The organism is Anoxybacillus sp. EFIL (assembly GCF_013096955.1).
Taxonomy (GTDB): Bacteria; Bacillota; Bacilli; order Bacillales; family Anoxybacillaceae; genus Anoxybacillus; species Anoxybacillus ayderensis.
Map to the genome: position 1 here is coordinate 188,967 of NZ_SDLH01000005.1, position 19,224 is coordinate 208,190.

Genomic DNA, 19,224 nt, shown 5'->3' on the forward strand with positions numbered 1-19,224 from the left:
ATGCATCCATGGTGGAAAACAGCAGTCGTGTATCAAATTTATCCGAAAAGTTTCAAAGATACAAATGGCGATGGAATTGGTGATTTGCAAGGAGTTATACAAAAACTTGATTATTTACAAACTCTCGGGGTTGATGCCATCTGGCTCACCCCCATTTACGAATCTCCGCAGCGTGATAATGGATATGATATAAGTGACTATTATCGAATTTATGAACCATACGGTACGATGGAAGACTTTGAAAAACTTATTGAAGAAGCGCATAAGCGAAATATAAAAATTGTGATGGATATCGTTGTGAACCATACGTCAACAGATCATGAATGGTTCCAACAAGCTCGCTCATCTAAAGATAACCCGTATCGTCATTTTTACATTTGGAGAGATAAACCAAACAATTGGCAATCGAAATTTGGGGGATCAGCTTGGGAGTATGATGAACAAACAGGACAATATTATTTACACTTGTTCGATGTTACACAAGCTGATTTAAACTGGGAAAACGAAGAAGTACGTAAGCGTGTATATGAGATGATGCATTTTTGGTTACAAAAAGGAGTAGACGGCTTCCGTTTAGATGTCATTAATTTAATTTCGAAAGATCAACGATTTTTAGACGATGATGGATCTATTCCACCTGGAGATGGAAGAAAATATTATACAGACGGTCCACGCATTCATGAATTTTTGCAAGAAATGAATCGAGAAGTATTTTCGAAGTACGATATGATGACAGTAGGAGAAATGTCATCGACGACAATTGACCATTGTATTTTATATACAAATCCTGATCGTCATGAACTGAATATGACATTTAATTTCCATCATTTAAAAGTCGACTATCCAAATGGAGAGAAGTGGGCAGTTGCTAATTTTGACTTTTTACAGTTAAAAAAGATTTTATCGGAATGGCAAGTGAACATGCATAAAGGCGGTGGATGGAACGCATTGTTTTGGTGCAATCATGACCAACCACGCATCGTTTCTCGTTATGGGGATGACGGACGTTATCATAAACAATCAGCAAAAATGTTAGCGACAACGATTCATATGATGCAAGGCACCCCTTTTATTTATCAAGGTGAAGAAATCGGAATGACCGATCCAAAATTTGAACGAATCGATGATTATCGAGATGTCGAATCATTAAATATGTACCGAATATTAAAAGAACAAGGAAAAAGTGAACAAGAGGTATTGCATATTTTACAGCGAAAATCTCGTGACAACTCTCGAACACCAATGCAATGGAGCGATGAGCGACACGCGGGATTTACAACTGGCACCCCTTGGATTTCTGTCGCGCGCAATTATGAAGAAATTAATGTTCAACGAGCGTTACAAGATCCAACATCTATTTTTTATCATTATCGAAAACTAATTCAGTTGCGTAAACGATACGACATCATTACGACAGGGGATTACGAACTCATTTTAGAAGATCATCCTTCGATTTTTGCATATATACGTAACGGAAACGATGAAAAACTTGTTGTGATTAATAATTTTTATGGACAAGAAACACTATTTGAATGGCCAGAACATATAGACATCACAGAATATAAAAGCGAAATATTATTATCGAACTATGACGACTCGCCAAGCGATTTTATAAAAATGATGTTGCGTCCGTATGAATCGATTGTTTATTACTTGAAAAAATAATGGTAAAATATTTTTCGGTGATAAACAATGAGTGAAAATAAATATTTGTCCATTTATAATGACTTGTTATCGAAAATTGAAAAGGGAATATTTAAACCTGGAATGAAAATTCCTTCTGAAAATCAGCTCGTTGAACAATATGAGACATCTCGTGAAACGATTCGCAAAGCGCTCAATTTACTTTCGGAACATGGGTATATTCAAAAAATTAAAGGAAAAGGTTCCATTGTATTAGACGTTCGTAAATTTGATTTCCCGATTTCGGGACTAATTAGTTTTAAAGAATTAGCACAAAAGTTAGGAAAACCTTCGCGAACGATTGTTGAGCAACTTGAAGTGATGAAACCTGATGAAATGTTAAAAAAACATCTCCATGTGACATCAAGAGAGGACATTTGGAAAGTAGTACGCGTGCGAGAAATTGAAGGCGAGCGCATTATTTTAGATAAAGATTTTTTCAATAAAAAGTTTGTTCCGTTTTTATCGAAAGATATATGTGAGCGCTCCATTTATGAATATTTAGAAAAAGAATTGCAATTAAAAATTAGTTTTGCCAAAAAGGAATTTTTCGTCGAAGAGTGTACGGATGAAGATCGAATGTATTTGCATGTTAAACAATATACCCACGTTGTTGTCGTGCGGAATTACGTTTATTTAGATGATGCGAGTTTGTTTCAATATACAGAGTCCCGTCATCGTCTTGATAAATTTCGATTCGTTGATTTTGCGCGGCGCATTCATTTGCATTAAAAATAATCCGTGGCATATGCCACGGATTATTTTGTTTCACGATGTAACGTATGGCGCTTTAGACGAGGACAATATTTTTTTAATTCTAGCCGCTCTGGACTGTTGCGTTTATTTTTCGTTGTTATGTAGTTACGATCCCCAGTTTCTGTACATTGTAAAACGATTTTCACACGCATGTTTCGTCCTCCTCAAAAAAGATAATAGTAATCATTACGTTTTGTATCGTAATATAAAAAAGTATGTTTGTCAACAATCGTAGCCGGAATGATTCCGACTACGATTGAAGATGTTCTTTCATAAATTGTGGGAGACGGAAGCATTGGTTTAATACATCCGCATTTGCGTATTTCGTTTGTTTTGAGAATGTGTTGAGTCGCTCAAATGAAATAGGTTGTTTACCACCGAGCGTAAAGCTCCATAGCCCGCCAGGATATGTTGGAACAGTAGCTGTATATACGTGTACATGCGGGAATAAATGACGAATATTTGTATATGTTTGTTTCAATACGTCCATATGAAAAATAGGGGATTGGCTTTGACAAACCATCATCCCATCTTCTTTGAGTGCTTCATGCACACTTTTGTAAAAATCGTATTCAAATAATACTTGTGCAGGGCCGATCGGGTCGGACGAGTCAATAATAATGACATCATACGTATTCACGCGATCGTTCACAAATTGAACCCCATCTTTATATATATATTGCACACGCGGATCCGAAAGATTTCCAGATACTTCAGGTAAATGCTCTTTACATGCTTGAACAACAAGTTCATCAATTTCGACAAGATGTATTTCTTCTACCTCTTCATATTTCGCCACTTCACGAGCTGCGCCACAATCGCCCCCGCCAATAATTAAAACTTTTTTCGGCGACGGATGAAGAGAAAGAGGAACATGTGCAATCATCTCGTTATAAATATGACCATCAATGGAAGTTGTTTGTACAACTCCGTCAAGTACGAGCATTCTTCCGAAGTCGTATGAGTCTAAAACCATCACATGTTGAAATGGTGAACGTTCTGAGTAAATGATTTCTTTAATGCGATAACTAATTTTTAAATTTTCACGTTCATCTTCTGTTAACCACAACTCACCGTTTTGTTCCTTTATGTAGTTCATAGCTTCCTCCTCTAACAACGTATTTTACACCTTTTTTATATTAATATATTTCTGTATAGATTTGCAAAGGGTGAGAACAATATGTGCAAAAATTGCAATAGTCTTTTTGTTCGCAATCGTTTACAAAAATAAAGTGTTGACAGTTCTTTTAACATTTACATAAATTCGTTGAAAAACGTAAGGAAGAGGAGTAGGATAAAGTGTGAAAAACATCACAAAAATAGAAAGAGAAGTGAGGAAATGATGGATGCTTTACAAACATGTAAAGAGCTCGCATTAAAGAAGCGATCTATTTTGCAAAAATCACTGCTTCAATACATGATTCGTGCTGCTTTAGCAGGTGTATATATCGGTTTTGCTCTTGTTCTTTGTGTTCGGGTTGGTCAATACTTTTACGAAACACATTCACCAGCCACTTATTTAGTAAGCGGCATTTTCTTCGGGATTGCTCTTGTACTGATCATGTATGGTGGGGCAGAATTGTTTACAGGAAATACGATGTACTTTACCGTTAGTACCCTGCAAAAAGAAACGACGATTGGAGACACCCTTCGTAACTGGGTCGCATGTTATAGCGGGAATTTGCTCGGTGCTATTTTCTTTGCTTTTTTAATCGCACAGTCAGGGATTTTTCATGATCTTCCGATGGATCATTTACTATTTGCGATTGCATTGAAAAAAATGCATGCAACAACGTTACAACTGTTTGTGAAAGGGATTTTGTGTAACTGGCTCGTTTGTTTAGCTATTTTTATTCCGATGCAAATGAAAGAAGATATCGCAAAAATGTTCGCCATGATTTTAATCGTTTTCGTCTTTTTTGCTTCTGGATATGAACACTCGATCGCAAATTTTGTTATTTTCTCCCTTGCATTAGCTGTTCAACATCCTGATACGATTCATGTGGCAGGAATGGTTCATAACATCATACCTGTAACGCTCGGTAATATTGTCGGTGGTTCATTATTTATGGGCGCGTTATACACGTACCTTTCATCTTCCGTCAAACAGCCTGCTCCTATATGGAAAGGAGCTTTTGGAATACGAAAAATAATGAATAAGTAAGAAAATAGTAGTCGAGATATGTTCTCGACTATTTGTTTATTTGTTATAATAATGGCTATTATTTATTTCATCGTTTTATAGGGGGGTTATGATGTATTTTCAACAAAAACATGCGCAAAAGTTTATGGACAAATATAAACATCGGGCACGCTTGCTTATTTCATGTCCGGATCAACCGGGAATTGTTGCAGCGGTTACAACTTTTTTGTATGAACAAGGAGCCAATATTGTTGAGTCTAGTCAATATTCGACAGACCCTGAAGGCGGTACATTTTTTTTACGAATTGAGTTTGATGCTCCGAATATATCGGAACGAAAAGAGGAGATGGAGAGAAAGTTCGCAACGATTGCACAACGTTTTTCAATGAAATGGCGATTGAGTCTACATACGCATATAAAAAAGGTAGCGATATTCGTTTCAAAAGAAGAACATTGCTTATTAGAGTTATTGTGGGAATGGCAAGCGGGTGAATTGCTTGCAGATTTCGTCCTCGTCATCAGCAACCATGAACAAATGAGAGAAACGGTAGAGTCATTCGGTATCCCGTACTACTACATACCAGTGACAAAAGAAACAAAACAAGAAGCAGAAGAAAAACAAATACAATTGTTAAAGGAACATGATATTGATGTCATTGTGCTTGCTCGTTATATGCAAATTTTATCATCTCGTTTTGTCGCAACGTTTCCAATGCAAATTATTAATATTCACCATTCGTTTTTACCGGCGTTTATTGGTGCGCGACCATACGAGCAAGCTTATCGACGTGGAGTGAAACTCATCGGCGCCACTTCTCATTATGTAACAGATGATTTAGATGAAGGGCCAATTATTGAACAAGATGTGGAACGAGTCGATCATAAACATCATGTAGAAGACTTAAAACGAATTGGGCGCATGATCGAAAAAACAGTCCTCGTTCGCGCATTAAAGTGGCATTTAGAAGATCGTGTCATCGTTCATGAAAATAAAACAATTGTATTCAAATAAAGAAGAGGAGCTACTCTTCTTCTTTTTTTTGTAAAAAATTGATATGATAAAACTATGTTCTAAATAAAAACTGAATAAAAATAAAAATGTTCAATTATAATGGAAGTATAGAAGGATTTTTCTTTTGAGTAAAGAATGTGTCATATGAGAGGAGGAGGAAAAGATGAGCGAAAAAAGAAAACCGAGCGGATTTTTATTAAAGCAACGCGCATTTTTAAAGCTGTATTTAATTACTTTAACCGAACAAGAACGATTGTATGGACTGAAATTACTAGACGTGCTTCGTGAAGAATTTCAGCCGTTTGGATACCGTCCGAATCATTCAGAAGTATACAAAGCACTACACGATTTAATTGAGGATGGGATTTTAGAACAAGTAAAAAAGAAAAAAGAGGGGATGAAGTATCAAGAAGTTGTTTATTACCGTTTTACTGAGGAAGGATATAAAAAAGCCCAGTTATATAAGCGGCAATTAAAAACAGAATTAGATCGTTGTGAAGCGCTTATTCGTAAAGCAATTAAAGATAATTTTAGTTGACAATAAGATCATATTTCATTTAATATACTGATAAGGGTATATAGAAAAAGGAGATTGATAAATATGACATACGATAACCAAGTGAAAAACAGATTAAAACGAATTGAAGGACAAGTTCGTGGTGTGCTCAAAATGATGGATGAGCAAAAAGATTGTAAAGAAGTAGTTGCCCAATTATCTGCTATTCGTAGCGCTGTCGATCGTGCCATTGCGGTTGTTGTAAGTGCTAATTTGGAGCGTTGCATTCGCAAAGATATCGAAACAGGATCATTAGAAAGTGAAAAGCTTATTCAAGAAGCAGTTGAGCTACTCGTCAAAAGTCGATAATGCCGAGTGGCTCCTTTTTTATTTTTTATTAACATAATGTTATTATGTTAAACAATTTGTTTGTTTGTACAAATGAGTGCATTTTTTGTACAATACGTACGTATGAAAACATAGAAAGGGTTGACATCATGATGTATACACAATCATTTTCACTTCCTGAAACGATTCAAACGATGATAGAAGAGAGAAGAGAAATGTTTAAACATGACGAAATCGAACGAATCGGGGCTACTGCATACACACCAGCCCATGAATCCATTTTATATGACGCGATTATCGCTTTAGCGTTAGGAAAAAATGTGTTATTAAAAGGTCCGACAGGTTCAGGAAAAACAAAATTAGCAGAAACATTATCAACCTTTTTTGGACAGCCCATGCATAGCATAAACTGTTCGATCGATTTAGATGCTGAGGCAATGCTTGGATTTAAAACGATTCAACAAACAAATGGGCAAGCAACGATTGAATTTGTACCGGGGCCAGTCATTCAAGCGATGACAAAAGGGCATTTATTATACATCGATGAGATTAATATGGCTAAGCCAGAAACGTTGCCCATTTTAAACGGGGTGCTCGATTATCGAAAAACGATTACAAATCCGTTTACTGCTGAAGTCGTAAAGGCAAAGCCGACATTTGGTGTCATTGCAGCCATTAACGAAGGATATGTTGGAACAGTTCCGTTAAACGAAGCGTTAAAAAACCGTTTTGTTGTCATTGACGTACCGTACGTTCAAGGGGAGGCGTTAAAAAGTATTTTGAAACAGCAAACGAAGCTGACGAATGATACGTTATTGGATCGTTTTGTCACATTGTCAGCGGATTTAATTGTTCAAGTAAAGCAAGGATATGTATCAGAAGAAGCAGCTTCGATTCGGGCATTAATCGATGCTTGTGATTTAGCAGTATACATTCCACCACGACGAGCAATCGAGCGGGCGATCGTTGAAAAATTAGAAGATGATCGTGAAAAAGCCGCGGTGCGTAATTTAGCAGAAACGTTGTTTGATGAATGAGGGTGGCTGAATGAATCGTTTTATTATGTTTAATGATAAAAAAGTCGATTCTTTTTTGTTTATGGAGCTATCTGATTTAGTGAAAACATTAACAAAAGATGAGCAAATGGAGCTCGAATTTGGCTATCAGTCGTATCTTGATCGACAACATAAAAAAGTGGTTGTTAGTCATTTTTGGGACAATCGTCCAAAAGAGCAGTACGTATATGGGCTAAAAAGTGATGTGTTTTTGCGAACGATCGGAAATTTTTATCATACAAATGACGAACATATTATTTCTTTTCTTAATCAAGTGAAGGGCTATTCTATTCGGAATTTCGCTAAACAACTGTTTATGTTGCTTGAAGATCTTCGTTTAGAAGATGTATGTCGACGTGTGCGTCCTGGAACAAAAAAATCGTTTATCATTCGAAAACAGGTGTATCGTCATTATTTTCAAACGCAATGGAACGTCAATATGGTAAAAAGCGTTCATACAGACGCATTGTTTAATTTTCTATATTTATTATTAACGGCGGAACATCCAGAGCAGGAAGTTTTTCTCCCTGAACCATTGCGACCCGCTCTTCCGTTTGTTGAGCGTGAAATACGAAATGTATATGATGCAAAATCGACCGATCATATTTCACGTATTGTACTTACAGTTGTAGATGTGTTAGATGAATTGTTAGATGCCGATATGTTAAACATATATTTTCATCTCCCAGAGTACATTTACACTGATCAGCAAGAAGATAGGGAAGATATTCGCCGCAAAGATCCGCTGAAAAATCATGATGTGCTCGATGAGAAATCGAAAGACGAAGAGATTTTTCAAGAAGTGATGCATACATGGCATCGCGAAACAAGCGATATGACAAACAGTTTTTTGCAGTTTGATCTAGAGCAAGGAACGCAAACGGATTTGCTTGGCGAAGGAGTTCGTCAAGGAGAAGCGGGAGATCAAGCGCTTGGGATCGTGCACGGTTCATCACAAAAAACGACGCATAATGATTATACGCATTTAGAACAACAACAATATCGCCAAGGGCTTTTTGGACGTTCGGAGTACGAATACGGAAAAGAAAATCGTTATGCGAAACCGATATTTGTAGATGCTTCGCCACCAACAGTACAACAAATGAGACAGTATGAACGTGATCGAGAAGCCATTAGGCCGTATCAAAAAAAGTTGACGCAAACAATTGAAAAAGTACTCGAGCATAAAAAAATACATCCGCGTACAGATTTACATGCCGGACGTTTAAATAAAAAGCTATTACGCTTTTTTATCGAGGCTCATCCACGTTTATTTTATAAAAAGCATGAAACATCTCCTTTGTTAGACGCTGTTTTTGTGTTGCTTGTCGATTGTTCTGCATCGATGTATGACAAAATGGAAGAAACGAAAAGGGGGATTGTTTTATTTCACGAATCCCTCCGAGCGCTTCGCGTTCCACATAAAATTGTTGGTTTTTGGGAGGATACAAACGAAGCGACACCGTCTTATCAACCAAATTATTTTCAAACAGTTATTGATTTTGATGCGTCTTTGAAAAAGGGACGTGGAGCGGAAATTATGCAGCTAGAACCTCAAGAAGATAATCGCGATGGTTTGGCCATTCGGCTAATGACAGAAGAGTTGCAAAAACGAAACGAAAAACAAAAATTTTTACTCGTCTTTTCGGATGGGGAACCAGCAGCCTTTGGATACGATCAAAACGGTATTGTAGATACACATGAAGCGGTGACGGAAGCGAGAAAATTAGGAATTGAAGTAGTCAATGTGTTTTTAGCTAACGGAATGATTACCGAAAGTCAACAAAAAACGATTGAAAATATATATGGACATTATCATGTCATTGTTCCAAATGTAGAACAGTTACCGACATTTTTAGCCCCTTTACTAAAAAAATTATTGTTATACAAATTGTAAAAACACCCGTCATTTTGGGTGTTTTTATGTTAATTAAAAAAAATTTTTAGTTAACAAAAAATTTTTTTAAAAAAAGATTGTATTTGAATAGTATGTGAGAAAATAAAATACTTGTTGTTAAGATTGTTTTGGAATAGTATACAAAAATAATTTATTTTCAATTTTGTTCCTTTAACGCTGTAAAACGGTTGTGTTTTTCTATTTTTTTCTATTGACGTATAAATTTAATTTTCAGATAATACTATTGCAAGATTAATAATCTTACTAATTATCTTAATTATTTATTTTTAAGGAGGAAGTGTATGGAGCTCATTAATCAAGCAGTCGGATTTTTAAACAACATTCTCTGGTCTTATGTCATTATCGGTTTATTGCTCGGTCTCGGTTTGTATTTCACGATCGGGACGAAATTTGCACAAATTCGCTTGATTGGAGAAATGTTTCGAATCCTAAAAGAAAAATCCCCTGAGTCAAAAGGGAAAAAAGAAATTTCTTCACTTCAGGCATTCTTCATTGGTGCTGCGACACGTATCGGAACGGGTAACGTTGCTGGGGTTGCGATGGCTTTAGCAATCGGTGGTCCAGGAGCAGTATTTTGGATGTGGCTTGTTGCGATTTTAGGTGGAGCAAGCGCATTTGTTGAAAGTACATTAGCGCAAATTTTTAAAGTAAAAAGCGATGTTGGTTTTAAAGGTGGCCCAGGATATTATATGGAGAAACAATTGGGCGCACGTTGGATGAGCACAATTTTTGCTTTCACAATTATCGCAAGTTTCGGATTAACATTTAACGCCGTGCAAAGCAATACAATTGCTACAGCGTTTAAAAATTCATTTAGCGTGAACCCTTATGTAACCGCTTTCCTTTTAGCGGCATTAACAGCAGTCATTATTTTCGGTGGAGTTACACGCATTGCTCGTTTCTCTGAAATTATTGTTCCAATCATGGCGTTTTTCTACATCGGATTAGCATTGTATGTAATGGTAATAAACATTACTGAAATTCCAGCAGTTATTGCTTTAATTTTTAAGAGTGCTTTTGGTTTAGAACAAGTTGTGGGCGGTGGTATGGGCGCTGCAATTATGATGGGGGTAAAACGCGGATTGTTCTCCAATGAAGCTGGTATGGGTAGTGCACCAAACGCTGCAGCAACAGCAACAGTTTCACATCCAGCGAAACAAGGTTTTATTCAAGCACTAGGGGTATTTTTCGACACATTACTTGTATGTAGTGCTACAGCATTTATCATTTTATTGTCAGATACGTATAAAACGGGCGAACTTGTTGGTATTGAATTAACACAAGCAGCACTTTCTGAGCACTTCGGTTCTTGGGCAGGTATTTTCTTATCAGCAGCTATTTTCATGTTCGCTTTCAGCTCAATCATCGGAAGCTATTACTACGGTGAAGCAAACATTGAATTTATTAGTAAAGGAAAAACAGCTTTATTCGTTTATCGCGTCCTAGCAATCGGAATGGTTATTTTCGGAGCGCTTGCTAGCTTACAAATTGTTTGGGATTTAGCTGACTTAGCGATGGCGCTTATGGCATTAACCAACTTAGTAGCAATCGGTTTACTTGGTCGTATTGCGTTCAAAGCGCTTGATGACTATATGGCAAAACGTAAACGCGGAGAAGATCCTGTATTTTATGCTGACGATATTGAAGGGTTAAAAGGTGTTGAATGTTGGCCAACGCGCAAAGAAGGACATGTGAAAAAAGCTGTGGGCAAATAAGTTTGAGTTCAAATGAAAGCGGACAAGTCTAAGGGTGTTTCCTTAGGCTTGTTTTTTATTTACACGATCTATTGTAAAAGTTTACAATGTTGTAACAGTTTCAATCTTTTTTGTAATACAGGTTTGCATTATAATAATAATCGGAATGAATGTTTGAAGATATACAAAGAAAAAAGAAGGGAGGATTTATATGAAACAGTATATTTTCAATTTTAGTACACATCATCAACAACCAGTTGTATGGGAAGAAGCAATTACTGCTCGCGGAATGATGGATGCGTGCATAAAAGCGAAAAAGCTATGCCGCCAGTACGAACGAGAAAAACAAATCCCGATCCGTATTCAATACAAAGGTGTTCGCTATTGCAATGAGGATATTGCTTAAATAAGAAAGGACGGATTATGTGGTGTATGCATTTTATCGTAAAACGTAGCTGTAGTTCGTTTCGTCAACTATAAAACAGCTACGTTTTTATTTTCTTTTCTGTCTCAAAAATAAAAGTTTACTTTTTATGTGAGATAAATTTTGTATAACTTCCTATAATTTATGTTATGTAAACTAAAAATGAACGTGAAAAAAGCGGCAGTTTTTGTTCTGCCCTCTCATGATTTTTCTTTCAAAAAAAATAGTATAAAAACCAAACGGCGTGGTTTTGTTCATCAGCCGCTGCTCGGCGAAATGTTTCTTTTATGAACGGGATCGTTATATAGTCCGTAATTTCTAAATAAAAATCGACCGTTTGTTGCTCGTCTTGCAAAGCAATTTCTAACCCACGCTTGAAATCATCCGGACATTGTTCGCTCATTTTCGGTTGAGGACGCTTCCCAGTCAGACTAAAATAAATATGCTCAAATAGTTTTGTAAAATTCCACAGTTTCATGGTACTCTACCTACTTGGTTGTGAATCGTTCAACTGGTCATACTTCTACCATTTCACCACGTCCCCTTCTTTTTCTTAAAGTGTCAGGTATGCAAACTTCCCTTTCTTCCGCTATACTGAACAAGTAGTCTTGTGATCAGGAGGAAAATATGATGAAATCACTTGTTCTGGCCGAAAAGCCGAGCGTCGCTCGGGAAATTGCCCGCGTGCTTGGTTGTCGGGAGCAACATAAACATTACTTTGAAGGACCGAAATATATTGTCACATGGGCGCTTGGGCATTTAATTGAATTAAAAATGCCCGAGCATTACGATCCAACATATAAAACGTGGCGGTTAGAAGATTTGCCGATTATCCCGGAAAAAATGGGACTGAACGTCATTCGGCAAACGAGCCATCAGTTTCGGGCAATCGAAGCATTGGCCAAACGTAAAGACATTAAAAACTGCATCATCGCCACCGACGCTGGACGAGAAGGCGAACTTGTCGCGCGCTGGATTTTGCAAAAAATTCGTTGGAAAAAACCGCTCCTTCGCCTTTGGATCTCGTCACAAACCGATCAAGCCATTCGCGACGGATTTCAACATTTAAAACCAGGAAAACAGTTTGAACGTTTATATGAATCTGCTGTTTGCCGGGCAGAAGCCGATTGGTTGATTGGGTTAAATGTGACGAGAGCGTTAACGACCAAATATAACGAGCCTCTTTCCGCGGGTCGCGTCCAAACACCGACGCTTGCGATGATGATTGAGCGAGAAAAAGAAATTCAGTCATTTAAACCAGCACCATATTGGACGATTCGTGCCAACGTCGGGTCTGTTGTTGCTTTTTGGGAGCGTAACGGGGAAAAGCGGATTTTTTCAAAAGAACTAGCAGAACAGCTATATGAAAAACTAAAAAACAAGCAAGCGACGGTTATTTCTGTCGAAAGAAAAACAAAAAAAGAGCCGCAGCCGCTCCCTTACGACTTAACCGAATTACAACGGGACGCAAACAAACGGTTTGGCTTTTCCGCGAAAAAAACGTTAAGCGTGCTACAACGGCTATATGAACAGCATAAACTCGTCACCTATCCACGCACCGATTCGCGCTATTTAACGACCGATATGGAAAGTACGATGGCTGATCGGCTAGAGGCGATGAAATCTGGATACGGAGACGAAATTGCTCCGCTTTTAAAAAACAAAGGGAAGGTAGTAGCTAAGCGGGTATTTCATAACGAAAAAGTAACGGATCACCATGCGATTATCCCGACAGAAGAACGATTGGACATCGGCAAGCTTTCTGCCGATGAACGAAAACTATATGACTTAATTGCTCGTCGCTTTTTAGCACTCTTCTATCCAGCATGTGACTATGAAACCATTCATGTTGTTTTTGAAATCGACGGCGAAGCATTTGTCGCGCGCGAAACGCGAGTAGTAAACGCAGGGTTTCGGCGCGTTCTAGAAAAGCAAGAAGAGAAAGGAACCTTCCCTACTTTTACGAAAGGACAAATGGTTCCTGTTATATTAGAGAAAAAAGAAGCGCTAACAGAGCCCCCTCCTCGCTATTCTGAAGCCGACCTTTTGTCGCAAATGGAAAAATACGGACTGGGTACGCCAGCGACGCGCGCGGAAATTATTGAACGCCTCGTCGAAACGGAAACGGTTGAGCGAAAAAACGGACGGTTTTATCCGACACCAAAAGGGAAACAATTGATTGAACTTGTCAATGAGGAATTGAGATCGCCGCAGCTGACTGCGCGTTGGGAAAAAGAATTAGAAGCAATTGCTCGTGGAAACGGTGATCCGAAAACGTTCCTCCAACACATCCGCAAGCAAACGGAGCGGTTAGTGGCGGAAATAAAACAAAGCGATCGAATGTATCGTGCCCATAATTTAACTGGCTCGATGTGTCCAGAGTGCGGATCGTTTTTAAAAGAACGAGCGACAAAAGAAGGTCGCATGCTTGTATGCTCGAATATGACATGCCGATTCCGGAAGCGAAAAGATCCAAAGCTGTCGAACCGGCGCTGCCCACAGTGCAAAAAACGAATGGAAATTCATGAAGGAAAAGCAGGTGTCTACTTCCAATGTCGCCCTTGCAATGTCATTGAAAAAGCGGAAGAGAAGAAAAAAGAAAAACTTGGACAGAAAGAACGAGCGTTATTGAAAAAATATAGCGCTGAAAACGATTCGTTTGGTACAAGTTTAGGTGATTTGTTAAAGCAAGCGTTAAATAAGAAAGAAAACTAGAGCCACTTCCATATGGAAGTGGCTCATCCCGCACAACAAGATAACTTTCCGACATCTTGATCAAACGTTAATGCTGCGAGCTTTAGTCCTTCTGCCATCGTTAAATACGGAGCGAGCGTTTCGCGGAGGTCGTTTATCGTTAAGCCAAATTTGATGGCGAGTGTCGCTGCATAAATGACTTCTCCCGCATGTTCTGCGACAACGTGAGCTCCAAGCAATTTCCCTGTTTTTGCATCGGCGACTAGTTTAAAGACACCGACTGTCTCGTGATTGACAATGGCTCTCGGGACAGCTTCTAACGGCAAAACAGATGTTTTTACTTCGTATCCTTTTTCTTTTGCATGTGTATTGTTCATTTGTGCAAAATTCTCCTAGAAAGATAAGCAGCAAATTAAAAAGACATCTCCACATACATATATTCATGACAATGATGGCAATGTGGATATGGAAAATCCCAAGGCAATTCTTGATTGCAAATTTTACATTTTTTCATATAGCGTATCAAATGTTTAGATAGTACTTCAAATATTTTTTCAGAAATTTTTTCTTTCAGTCCAAAAACCTCTTCTTCGTTAAAAGACAACGATTGAGAATAAGCAAATGACGTAAATAACATAAGCTGTTTATAGCTGTTTTCCAATTCATCAATTGTATCGACCGACGTAAGGATAGGCGGCAGAGTTACCTTCCCTTCCGTTAAATATTCTCTAATCATCGTTAGCCAACAATCCGTTATCTTCGTTTCTTCGATGGAAAACGGAACGAAACAGAAAGATAATTTCTTCCAAAGAGGGAGTTCGATCTTCATCTTTTTCAATGTTTTTTCTAAAACGAACATTTTTCTTTCCCATTCGCTTATTTCATGAACACGATAAGGCGTTTCTTTTAATTCGTTTTGATAAAAGCTCCATGCCCGTTTGAATAAATCGAATGATTCGTAAGGAAACTTTTTTAGTGATTCGATTGATATAGGGAGAAAACTATATTCAATAGGAGCTACCGGCGCCTCTAACAACTTTTTTATTTTCTTTCGATTTACCGTAGCGCAGACGAACCCTTCTTCATATATTCCTTTTCTTCCTGCTCGTCCTGCGATTTGTTGTACTTCTTCTGCTTTTAACGTACGAACGGCTTTCCCATCAAACTTTTCACTTTCCATAAAGATGACTCTTCGAATAGGAAGATTCATTCCCATGCCAATGGCATCGGTTGCTATTAATATATCGGTTAACCCTTTCCGAAATTGCGCGACTTGTTTTCTTCTTGTTTCAGGAGGCATGCTTCCGTACAAAACCGAAACGTTATAGCCTTGTTTTACGAGTGAAGCGGCAACATGGAGAACGTTCTTTTTTGAAAAAACAATAAGTGCATCTCCTTTTTGCAAGTCTTTTGGAAAAGAAAAATCCTTTTCTTCCCAAATAAGTGGAGTGGTACGTTTGTGTTCGATCACTTCAAAATCAAACTGATGGTAAGCTAGCAGTGTTTGAAGCAAGCTAACAGCATGCGGTGCAGCAACCAAATGAATTTCTTTCGCTTTCACCCCGATAATTGCTTTGACCCAAGCAGCCCCTCTCGTTTCATCCGCTAATAATTGACATTCATCAATAACGACAACTTCAAATTCATCGGTGACATTCACCGACTCGATCGTTGCGCTTATATGTGTACTGCCATGTACATTTTTTCTTTCTTCTCCTGTTATTAAGGCACATGCAATACCGTGGGAACACATCTCCTCAAACTTTTCTAACGCAAGCAATCTCAATGGTGCTAAATACATCCCTGTTTTTGCTTGAAGCAACCGTTGCATTGAGTCGTATGTTTTTCCAGAATTAGTCGGACCGACATGGACGATATATTTTTTGTGAACCGATGAAGCGGAAAGTGATAAAGGATGTTCAAAAATTTGCTTGCTTATCGCCTTTAAGTGGCGGTTAAACTCCTTGGAATGAAGAAACGATCGTTCGAATTCTTCCATTGGTGTAAACCACGTACTCAACCAACGGTTCATTTTTTGTGGATTCCATTTTATTGAACATTGATATTTTTCGTTTAGCAACTGTACATACGTATACGCAATTTTAGATAGAATCGCTTCGTATTCCTCTTTCGTTCTTCGTTTTTTATCTACTTTTTTTATAAAAGTCGGATAGTGCCGCATTTTATCAAGGATTATTATCATCTCTTTAGAACAACTATTCTCGAGCAAGCGACAAAGCTCCTCCCATTCATCGTACAGAGCTCTTGCTTCTTTTTTTACTTCATGAAGCCATATGCCTACATGTTGAACAATAATGGATTCACAAACTTTCCATATAGATGTTTGACGAATGGCAAGTAAGGCTTGGAAGCGAGTTTTTATTTCGTTCGTCAATTCTGTTTCTACGTATTTAACTATTTGTGCTAGGTGTTCTTCATCCACCGCATCAAAAAAGGCTTGTACTAGTTTCTCGCTAGAAAAAGGTGTTATCTTTAATGAGTCGTCTAACAGCGTTTCTCCGCACTCCTCTCGAATTTGTTTTTTTATCTGTTCCTTTCTTGCAAATAACCAAGAAGATAGAGCATCGCTCAAAAAATGCAAATCCACTGGTTTTTCTATTTGTTTACATAACTGTTGAAACGGATATTCTTTGCGATAGAGAAATGACAATTCATACTGGCCAAAATGCTCAAGCAAATCCAAGGTGATTTCTGCAATTTCCCAGTCTAATAGCTCATTTACCTCGTAAATAAGGTCTTCCATGTCCATTTCTTCCACCTCATCTGACCACCCTTGGGTTATGAGATACGTACGTACTTCGTCCACTCCTAATTCTCTCACACAATTAGCAAGTAAGTCATAAAGAAACGCTTGTATTTTCTCTTCGCATCGATTAGATAAATTTTCATCGAAACAATACAACTCTATATCATCCCAAACGTCCTTTACTGTAAGAAAAGGTTCGGGCGTAATTTCTAACGACACCAATTCTTCTTTTATAAGATGAAAGATGTCTTCTTCCAAAGCCGCAAAACGGTGATTCAATCGCGCTTGTAATTTCTCTAATATATTTGTTGGCTTCTTTACAGTCATTGAAGTGAAGTTTCCCTCCCTCCTACTTCCAAATGTATGTTTTCTGTAGTTGTATATATGGTGCTTATTTCTATTTAAGAGATTTCATGACAATCCATTCCCACCACTTCCACGGCAACCAGTTTTTCAGCCTTAACGTCAATGTGACCCCTCTCCCTACAGGGTAACGCAAACGCGGAGTCGGCGATTGGACGACTTTAATTATTTGCCTAATGACTTCGTCAGGAGGTGGTGCTGTTTTGACTACTCGATTCACGTATTGCACAATGGTTTTCATTTCTTTTGCATATGGTGAATCCGAACGGACGGACACCCCTTGAAGCCCTTTTGACCAAATGTTTGTTTTGAATGACCCAGGCTCAATTAAGACGACATATACTCCGTACGGCAACATCTCTAAACGAAGCGATTCGCTAAATCCTTCGACAGCAAATTTTGAAGCGACATATGGACCCATCGCCGGAAAACCGACTCGTCCGCTAATGCTGCTAATGTTGATAATCTTACCGCTCCGTTGCGTTCGCATAATTGGCAAAACAGCTTTTGTGACGGCCACTAACCCGAAAAAGTTTGTCGCAAATTGACGCTCCCACTCTTCAAGTGAGAGTTCCTCTACAAAACCGCCAGTGGCAAACCCTGCGTTGTTAACTAATACATCGATCCGTCCGTAGCGATTGATGACATCGTGCATGACCGATTCCACCGCAGCGAAATCGGTGACATCGAGAGATACGATTTCTATCCGATCGTACACGCCGGCTTCAGACGCCACGGTTGCAAGCATTTCTTTGTTTTGCATATTTCGCATTGAAGCAATGACCTGATATCCTTCACGCGCAAGTGCAACGCTTACGAGTGGCCCAAACCCGCTCGAGGACCCTGTCACTAGCGCCACCGACGGGGAGTTTACATTTTGATTCACAACAATCCTCCTCGCTACTATGAAGACATATTTATTGGAATTAGATAACGATAGGTAATATTCCTGCCATTTTGCAAAATCGACCCCTATCACGCACTGATGGAGGTCGATTTTTTCTTTAGTTTAAGTTCTTTTGTTGTGACAACAAGCATAGCTCCACTCAACACAATCAGTCCCCCAATCATTTGGAGAGATGATATGCTTTCATGTAAAAATACCATCGATAGAAGGAACGTCACGATCGGTTCTATCATACTTAAAATTGCTGCTTTTGTCGGACCGATAATATTCATTCCTGCAAAAAACGTCAACATGGCCAAAACGCTTGAGACGAACGATGTTCCGATAATTGGAAGCCATCCTTTTGCGTCAAATTGAAAATGTAATGTTCCCGAACCGATTCCAAAAACAAAAAAAGACAAAGCGGCAAAGAGTGCAATGTAGGCGCTCGCTGTAATGGGTGGAACGTGTGCGGTCACTTTATTTCCAACGATAATGTACATTGAGTAAACAATCGCTGCTCCAACGGCTAACGCAATACCGAGCGGCTGAATTTTTCCTTCTGGTGCCCCTAATACAAGCAACATACCTAAAAAAGAAATGAGAATCGCTATGATGATGTGCTTTGTTAGCTTTTCTTTATTAATAAAAAACGAAAAAATAGCGACGAATATCGGATTTAAATACAACAACAACGCAGCGAGTGAAGATGGAATATATTTTACTGCCTGAAAATAAAAAGAAGATTGCATCATATAGAAAATGCCACCTAGTAAAAATAAATACAATAAATGTGACCGCGAAACCTTCCAGTTTTTTTCTTTTAACCATAAATACGGTTCATCACCAAAAGATGTACTTGCACCTGCCATTAAAGTATGTTAGTCGTTTCTAACCGAACCCGTAATGCAAAACGCTGGATATTTCTGTATCCATATCCCCGACGTTTGATCAGCTTGATCTTGTTATTCGTTCCTTCCATTTT

The 19,224-nt window shown here is 38.3% G+C and carries 17 protein-coding genes and 2 pseudogenes; 11 read left to right on the forward strand and 8 right to left on the reverse strand.

Going from position 1 to position 19,224, the window contains the following annotated elements; genetic code table 11:
* Positions 1-1,665, forward strand: a complete 1,665-nt coding sequence (gene treC, locus ES017_RS09920) for an alpha,alpha-phosphotrehalase (RefSeq protein ID WP_021095936.1) — start codon at positions 1-3, stop codon at positions 1,663-1,665.
* A 27-nt stretch (positions 1,666-1,692) separates the two neighbouring features.
* Complete coding sequence (treR, locus tag ES017_RS09925) at positions 1,693-2,415, forward strand: trehalose operon repressor (RefSeq protein ID WP_021095937.1); 723 nt, start codon at positions 1,693-1,695, stop codon at positions 2,413-2,415.
* A 26-nt stretch (positions 2,416-2,441) separates the two neighbouring features.
* Here treR and rpmG read toward each other — a convergent pair whose 3' ends face one another.
* Positions 2,442-2,591 (reverse strand): 50S ribosomal protein L33, encoded by a 150-nt coding sequence (gene rpmG / locus ES017_RS09930; RefSeq protein WP_021095938.1) that lies wholly within the window; start codon positions 2,589-2,591, stop codon positions 2,442-2,444.
* A gap of 98 nt (positions 2,592-2,689) precedes the next feature.
* Positions 2,690-3,538 carry a polyamine aminopropyltransferase gene (gene speE / locus ES017_RS09935; RefSeq protein WP_021095939.1) on the reverse strand — a complete coding sequence of 283 codons (849 nt, stop codon included), beginning with the start codon at positions 3,536-3,538 and terminating at the stop codon, positions 2,690-2,692.
* Positions 3,539-3,781: 243 nt separating this feature from the next.
* Between speE and ES017_RS09940 the strand changes: the two genes are divergently transcribed.
* From ES017_RS09940 to ES017_RS09975, 8 genes are all read left to right on the forward strand, one after another.
* A complete protein-coding gene (locus tag ES017_RS09940; RefSeq protein ID WP_021095940.1) occupies positions 3,782-4,603 on the forward strand; it encodes a formate/nitrite transporter family protein in 822 nt (273 codons plus the stop codon).
* Positions 4,604-4,694: 91 nt separating this feature from the next.
* Complete coding sequence (gene purU / locus ES017_RS09945) at positions 4,695-5,594, forward strand: formyltetrahydrofolate deformylase (RefSeq protein ID WP_021095941.1); 900 nt, start codon at positions 4,695-4,697, stop codon at positions 5,592-5,594.
* 163 nt (positions 5,595-5,757) lie between these two features.
* Entirely contained in the window at positions 5,758-6,132 is a 375-nt protein-coding gene (locus ES017_RS09950) for a replication termination protein (RefSeq protein WP_003397201.1), read from the forward strand.
* Positions 6,133-6,195: 63 nt separating this feature from the next.
* Positions 6,196-6,459, forward strand: a complete 264-nt coding sequence (locus ES017_RS09955) for a metal-sensitive transcriptional regulator (RefSeq protein WP_003397198.1) — start codon at positions 6,196-6,198, stop codon at positions 6,457-6,459.
* A gap of 194 nt (positions 6,460-6,653) precedes the next feature.
* Positions 6,654-7,475, forward strand: coding sequence for an AAA family ATPase (locus ES017_RS09960; protein ID WP_235045465.1), 822 nt, complete (start codon positions 6,654-6,656; stop codon positions 7,473-7,475).
* Positions 7,476-7,485: 10 nt separating this feature from the next.
* On the forward strand, positions 7,486-9,390 hold the full coding sequence (locus ES017_RS09965; RefSeq protein WP_021095943.1) for a vWA domain-containing protein: 1,905 nt from the start codon (positions 7,486-7,488) through the stop codon (positions 9,388-9,390).
* A 302-nt stretch (positions 9,391-9,692) separates the two neighbouring features.
* Entirely contained in the window at positions 9,693-11,126 is a 1,434-nt protein-coding gene (locus tag ES017_RS09970; protein WP_021095944.1) for an alanine/glycine:cation symporter family protein, read from the forward strand.
* 190 nt (positions 11,127-11,316) lie between these two features.
* Positions 11,317-11,511: a hypothetical protein gene (locus tag ES017_RS09975; protein WP_021095945.1), complete on the forward strand. Its 195-nt coding sequence runs from the start codon at positions 11,317-11,319 to the stop codon at positions 11,509-11,511.
* A 232-nt stretch (positions 11,512-11,743) separates the two neighbouring features.
* Here the strand turns inward: ES017_RS09975 and ES017_RS09980 are convergent.
* A pseudogene (locus ES017_RS09980) lies at positions 11,744-11,980 on the reverse strand (ferritin-like domain-containing protein); the annotation flags it as partial.
* A 179-nt stretch (positions 11,981-12,159) separates the two neighbouring features.
* Here ES017_RS09980 and ES017_RS09985 point away from each other — a divergent pair.
* The gene (locus tag ES017_RS09985) at positions 12,160-14,244 is read left to right on the forward strand and encodes a DNA topoisomerase III (protein WP_035063636.1); all 2,085 of its coding nucleotides are present in this window, start codon (positions 12,160-12,162) and stop codon (positions 14,242-14,244) included.
* Positions 14,245-14,267: 23 nt separating this feature from the next.
* On the opposite strand, the pseudogene ES017_RS09990 reads toward ES017_RS09985, so the two are convergent.
* From ES017_RS09990 to ES017_RS10010, 5 genes and pseudogenes are all read right to left on the reverse strand, one after another.
* A pseudogene (locus ES017_RS09990) lies at positions 14,268-14,588 on the reverse strand (mercury(II) reductase); the annotation flags it as partial.
* Positions 14,589-14,635: 47 nt separating this feature from the next.
* Positions 14,636-17,317, reverse strand: coding sequence for a helicase-related protein (locus tag ES017_RS09995; protein ID WP_021095949.1), 2,682 nt, complete (start codon positions 17,315-17,317; stop codon positions 14,636-14,638).
* A 70-nt stretch (positions 17,318-17,387) separates the two neighbouring features.
* On the reverse strand, positions 17,388-18,239 hold the full coding sequence (locus tag ES017_RS10000; protein ID WP_021095950.1) for an oxidoreductase: 852 nt from the start codon (positions 18,237-18,239) through the stop codon (positions 17,388-17,390).
* Positions 18,240-18,328: 89 nt separating this feature from the next.
* Positions 18,329-19,111: a DMT family transporter gene (locus tag ES017_RS10005; RefSeq protein ID WP_253263385.1), complete on the reverse strand. Its 783-nt coding sequence runs from the start codon at positions 19,109-19,111 to the stop codon at positions 18,329-18,331.
* The coding region (locus tag ES017_RS10010) for a transposase (protein WP_171334972.1) at positions 19,111-19,224 on the reverse strand (114 nt) is incomplete at its 5' end. The genes ES017_RS10010 and ES017_RS10005, both read right to left, overlap by 1 nt.

Excerpts from the sequence above, each read along its gene's own strand:
- ES017_RS09995 (WP_021095949.1), bottom strand. The coding sequence starts at position 17,317 with ATGACTGTAAAGAAGCCAACAAATATATTAGAGAAATTACAAGCGCGA.
- ES017_RS09985 (WP_035063636.1), top strand. The coding sequence starts at position 12,160 with ATGAAATCACTTGTTCTGGCCGAAAAGCCGAGCGTCGCTCGGGAAATT.
- ES017_RS09940 (WP_021095940.1), top strand. The coding sequence starts at position 3,782 with ATGGATGCTTTACAAACATGTAAAGAGCTCGCATTAAAGAAGCGATCT.
- ES017_RS09965 (WP_021095943.1), top strand. The coding sequence starts at position 7,486 with ATGAATCGTTTTATTATGTTTAATGATAAAAAAGTCGATTCTTTTTTG.
- ES017_RS09960 (WP_235045465.1), top strand. The coding sequence starts at position 6,654 with ATGTTTAAACATGACGAAATCGAACGAATCGGGGCTACTGCATACACA.
- treR (WP_021095937.1), top strand. The coding sequence starts at position 1,693 with ATGAGTGAAAATAAATATTTGTCCATTTATAATGACTTGTTATCGAAA.
- treC (WP_021095936.1), top strand. The coding sequence starts at position 1 with ATGCATCCATGGTGGAAAACAGCAGTCGTGTATCAAATTTATCCGAAA.
- rpmG (WP_021095938.1), bottom strand. The coding sequence starts at position 2,591 with ATGCGTGTGAAAATCGTTTTACAATGTACAGAAACTGGGGATCGTAAC.
- ES017_RS10005 (WP_253263385.1), bottom strand. The coding sequence starts at position 19,111 with ATGGCAGGTGCAAGTACATCTTTTGGTGATGAACCGTATTTATGGTTA.
- ES017_RS09970 (WP_021095944.1), top strand. The coding sequence starts at position 9,693 with ATGGAGCTCATTAATCAAGCAGTCGGATTTTTAAACAACATTCTCTGG.
- speE (WP_021095939.1), bottom strand. The coding sequence starts at position 3,538 with ATGAACTACATAAAGGAACAAAACGGTGAGTTGTGGTTAACAGAAGAT.
- ES017_RS09955 (WP_003397198.1), top strand. The coding sequence starts at position 6,196 with ATGACATACGATAACCAAGTGAAAAACAGATTAAAACGAATTGAAGGA.
- ES017_RS09950 (WP_003397201.1), top strand. The coding sequence starts at position 5,758 with ATGAGCGAAAAAAGAAAACCGAGCGGATTTTTATTAAAGCAACGCGCA.
- ES017_RS09975 (WP_021095945.1), top strand. The coding sequence starts at position 11,317 with ATGAAACAGTATATTTTCAATTTTAGTACACATCATCAACAACCAGTT.
- purU (WP_021095941.1), top strand. The coding sequence starts at position 4,695 with ATGTATTTTCAACAAAAACATGCGCAAAAGTTTATGGACAAATATAAA.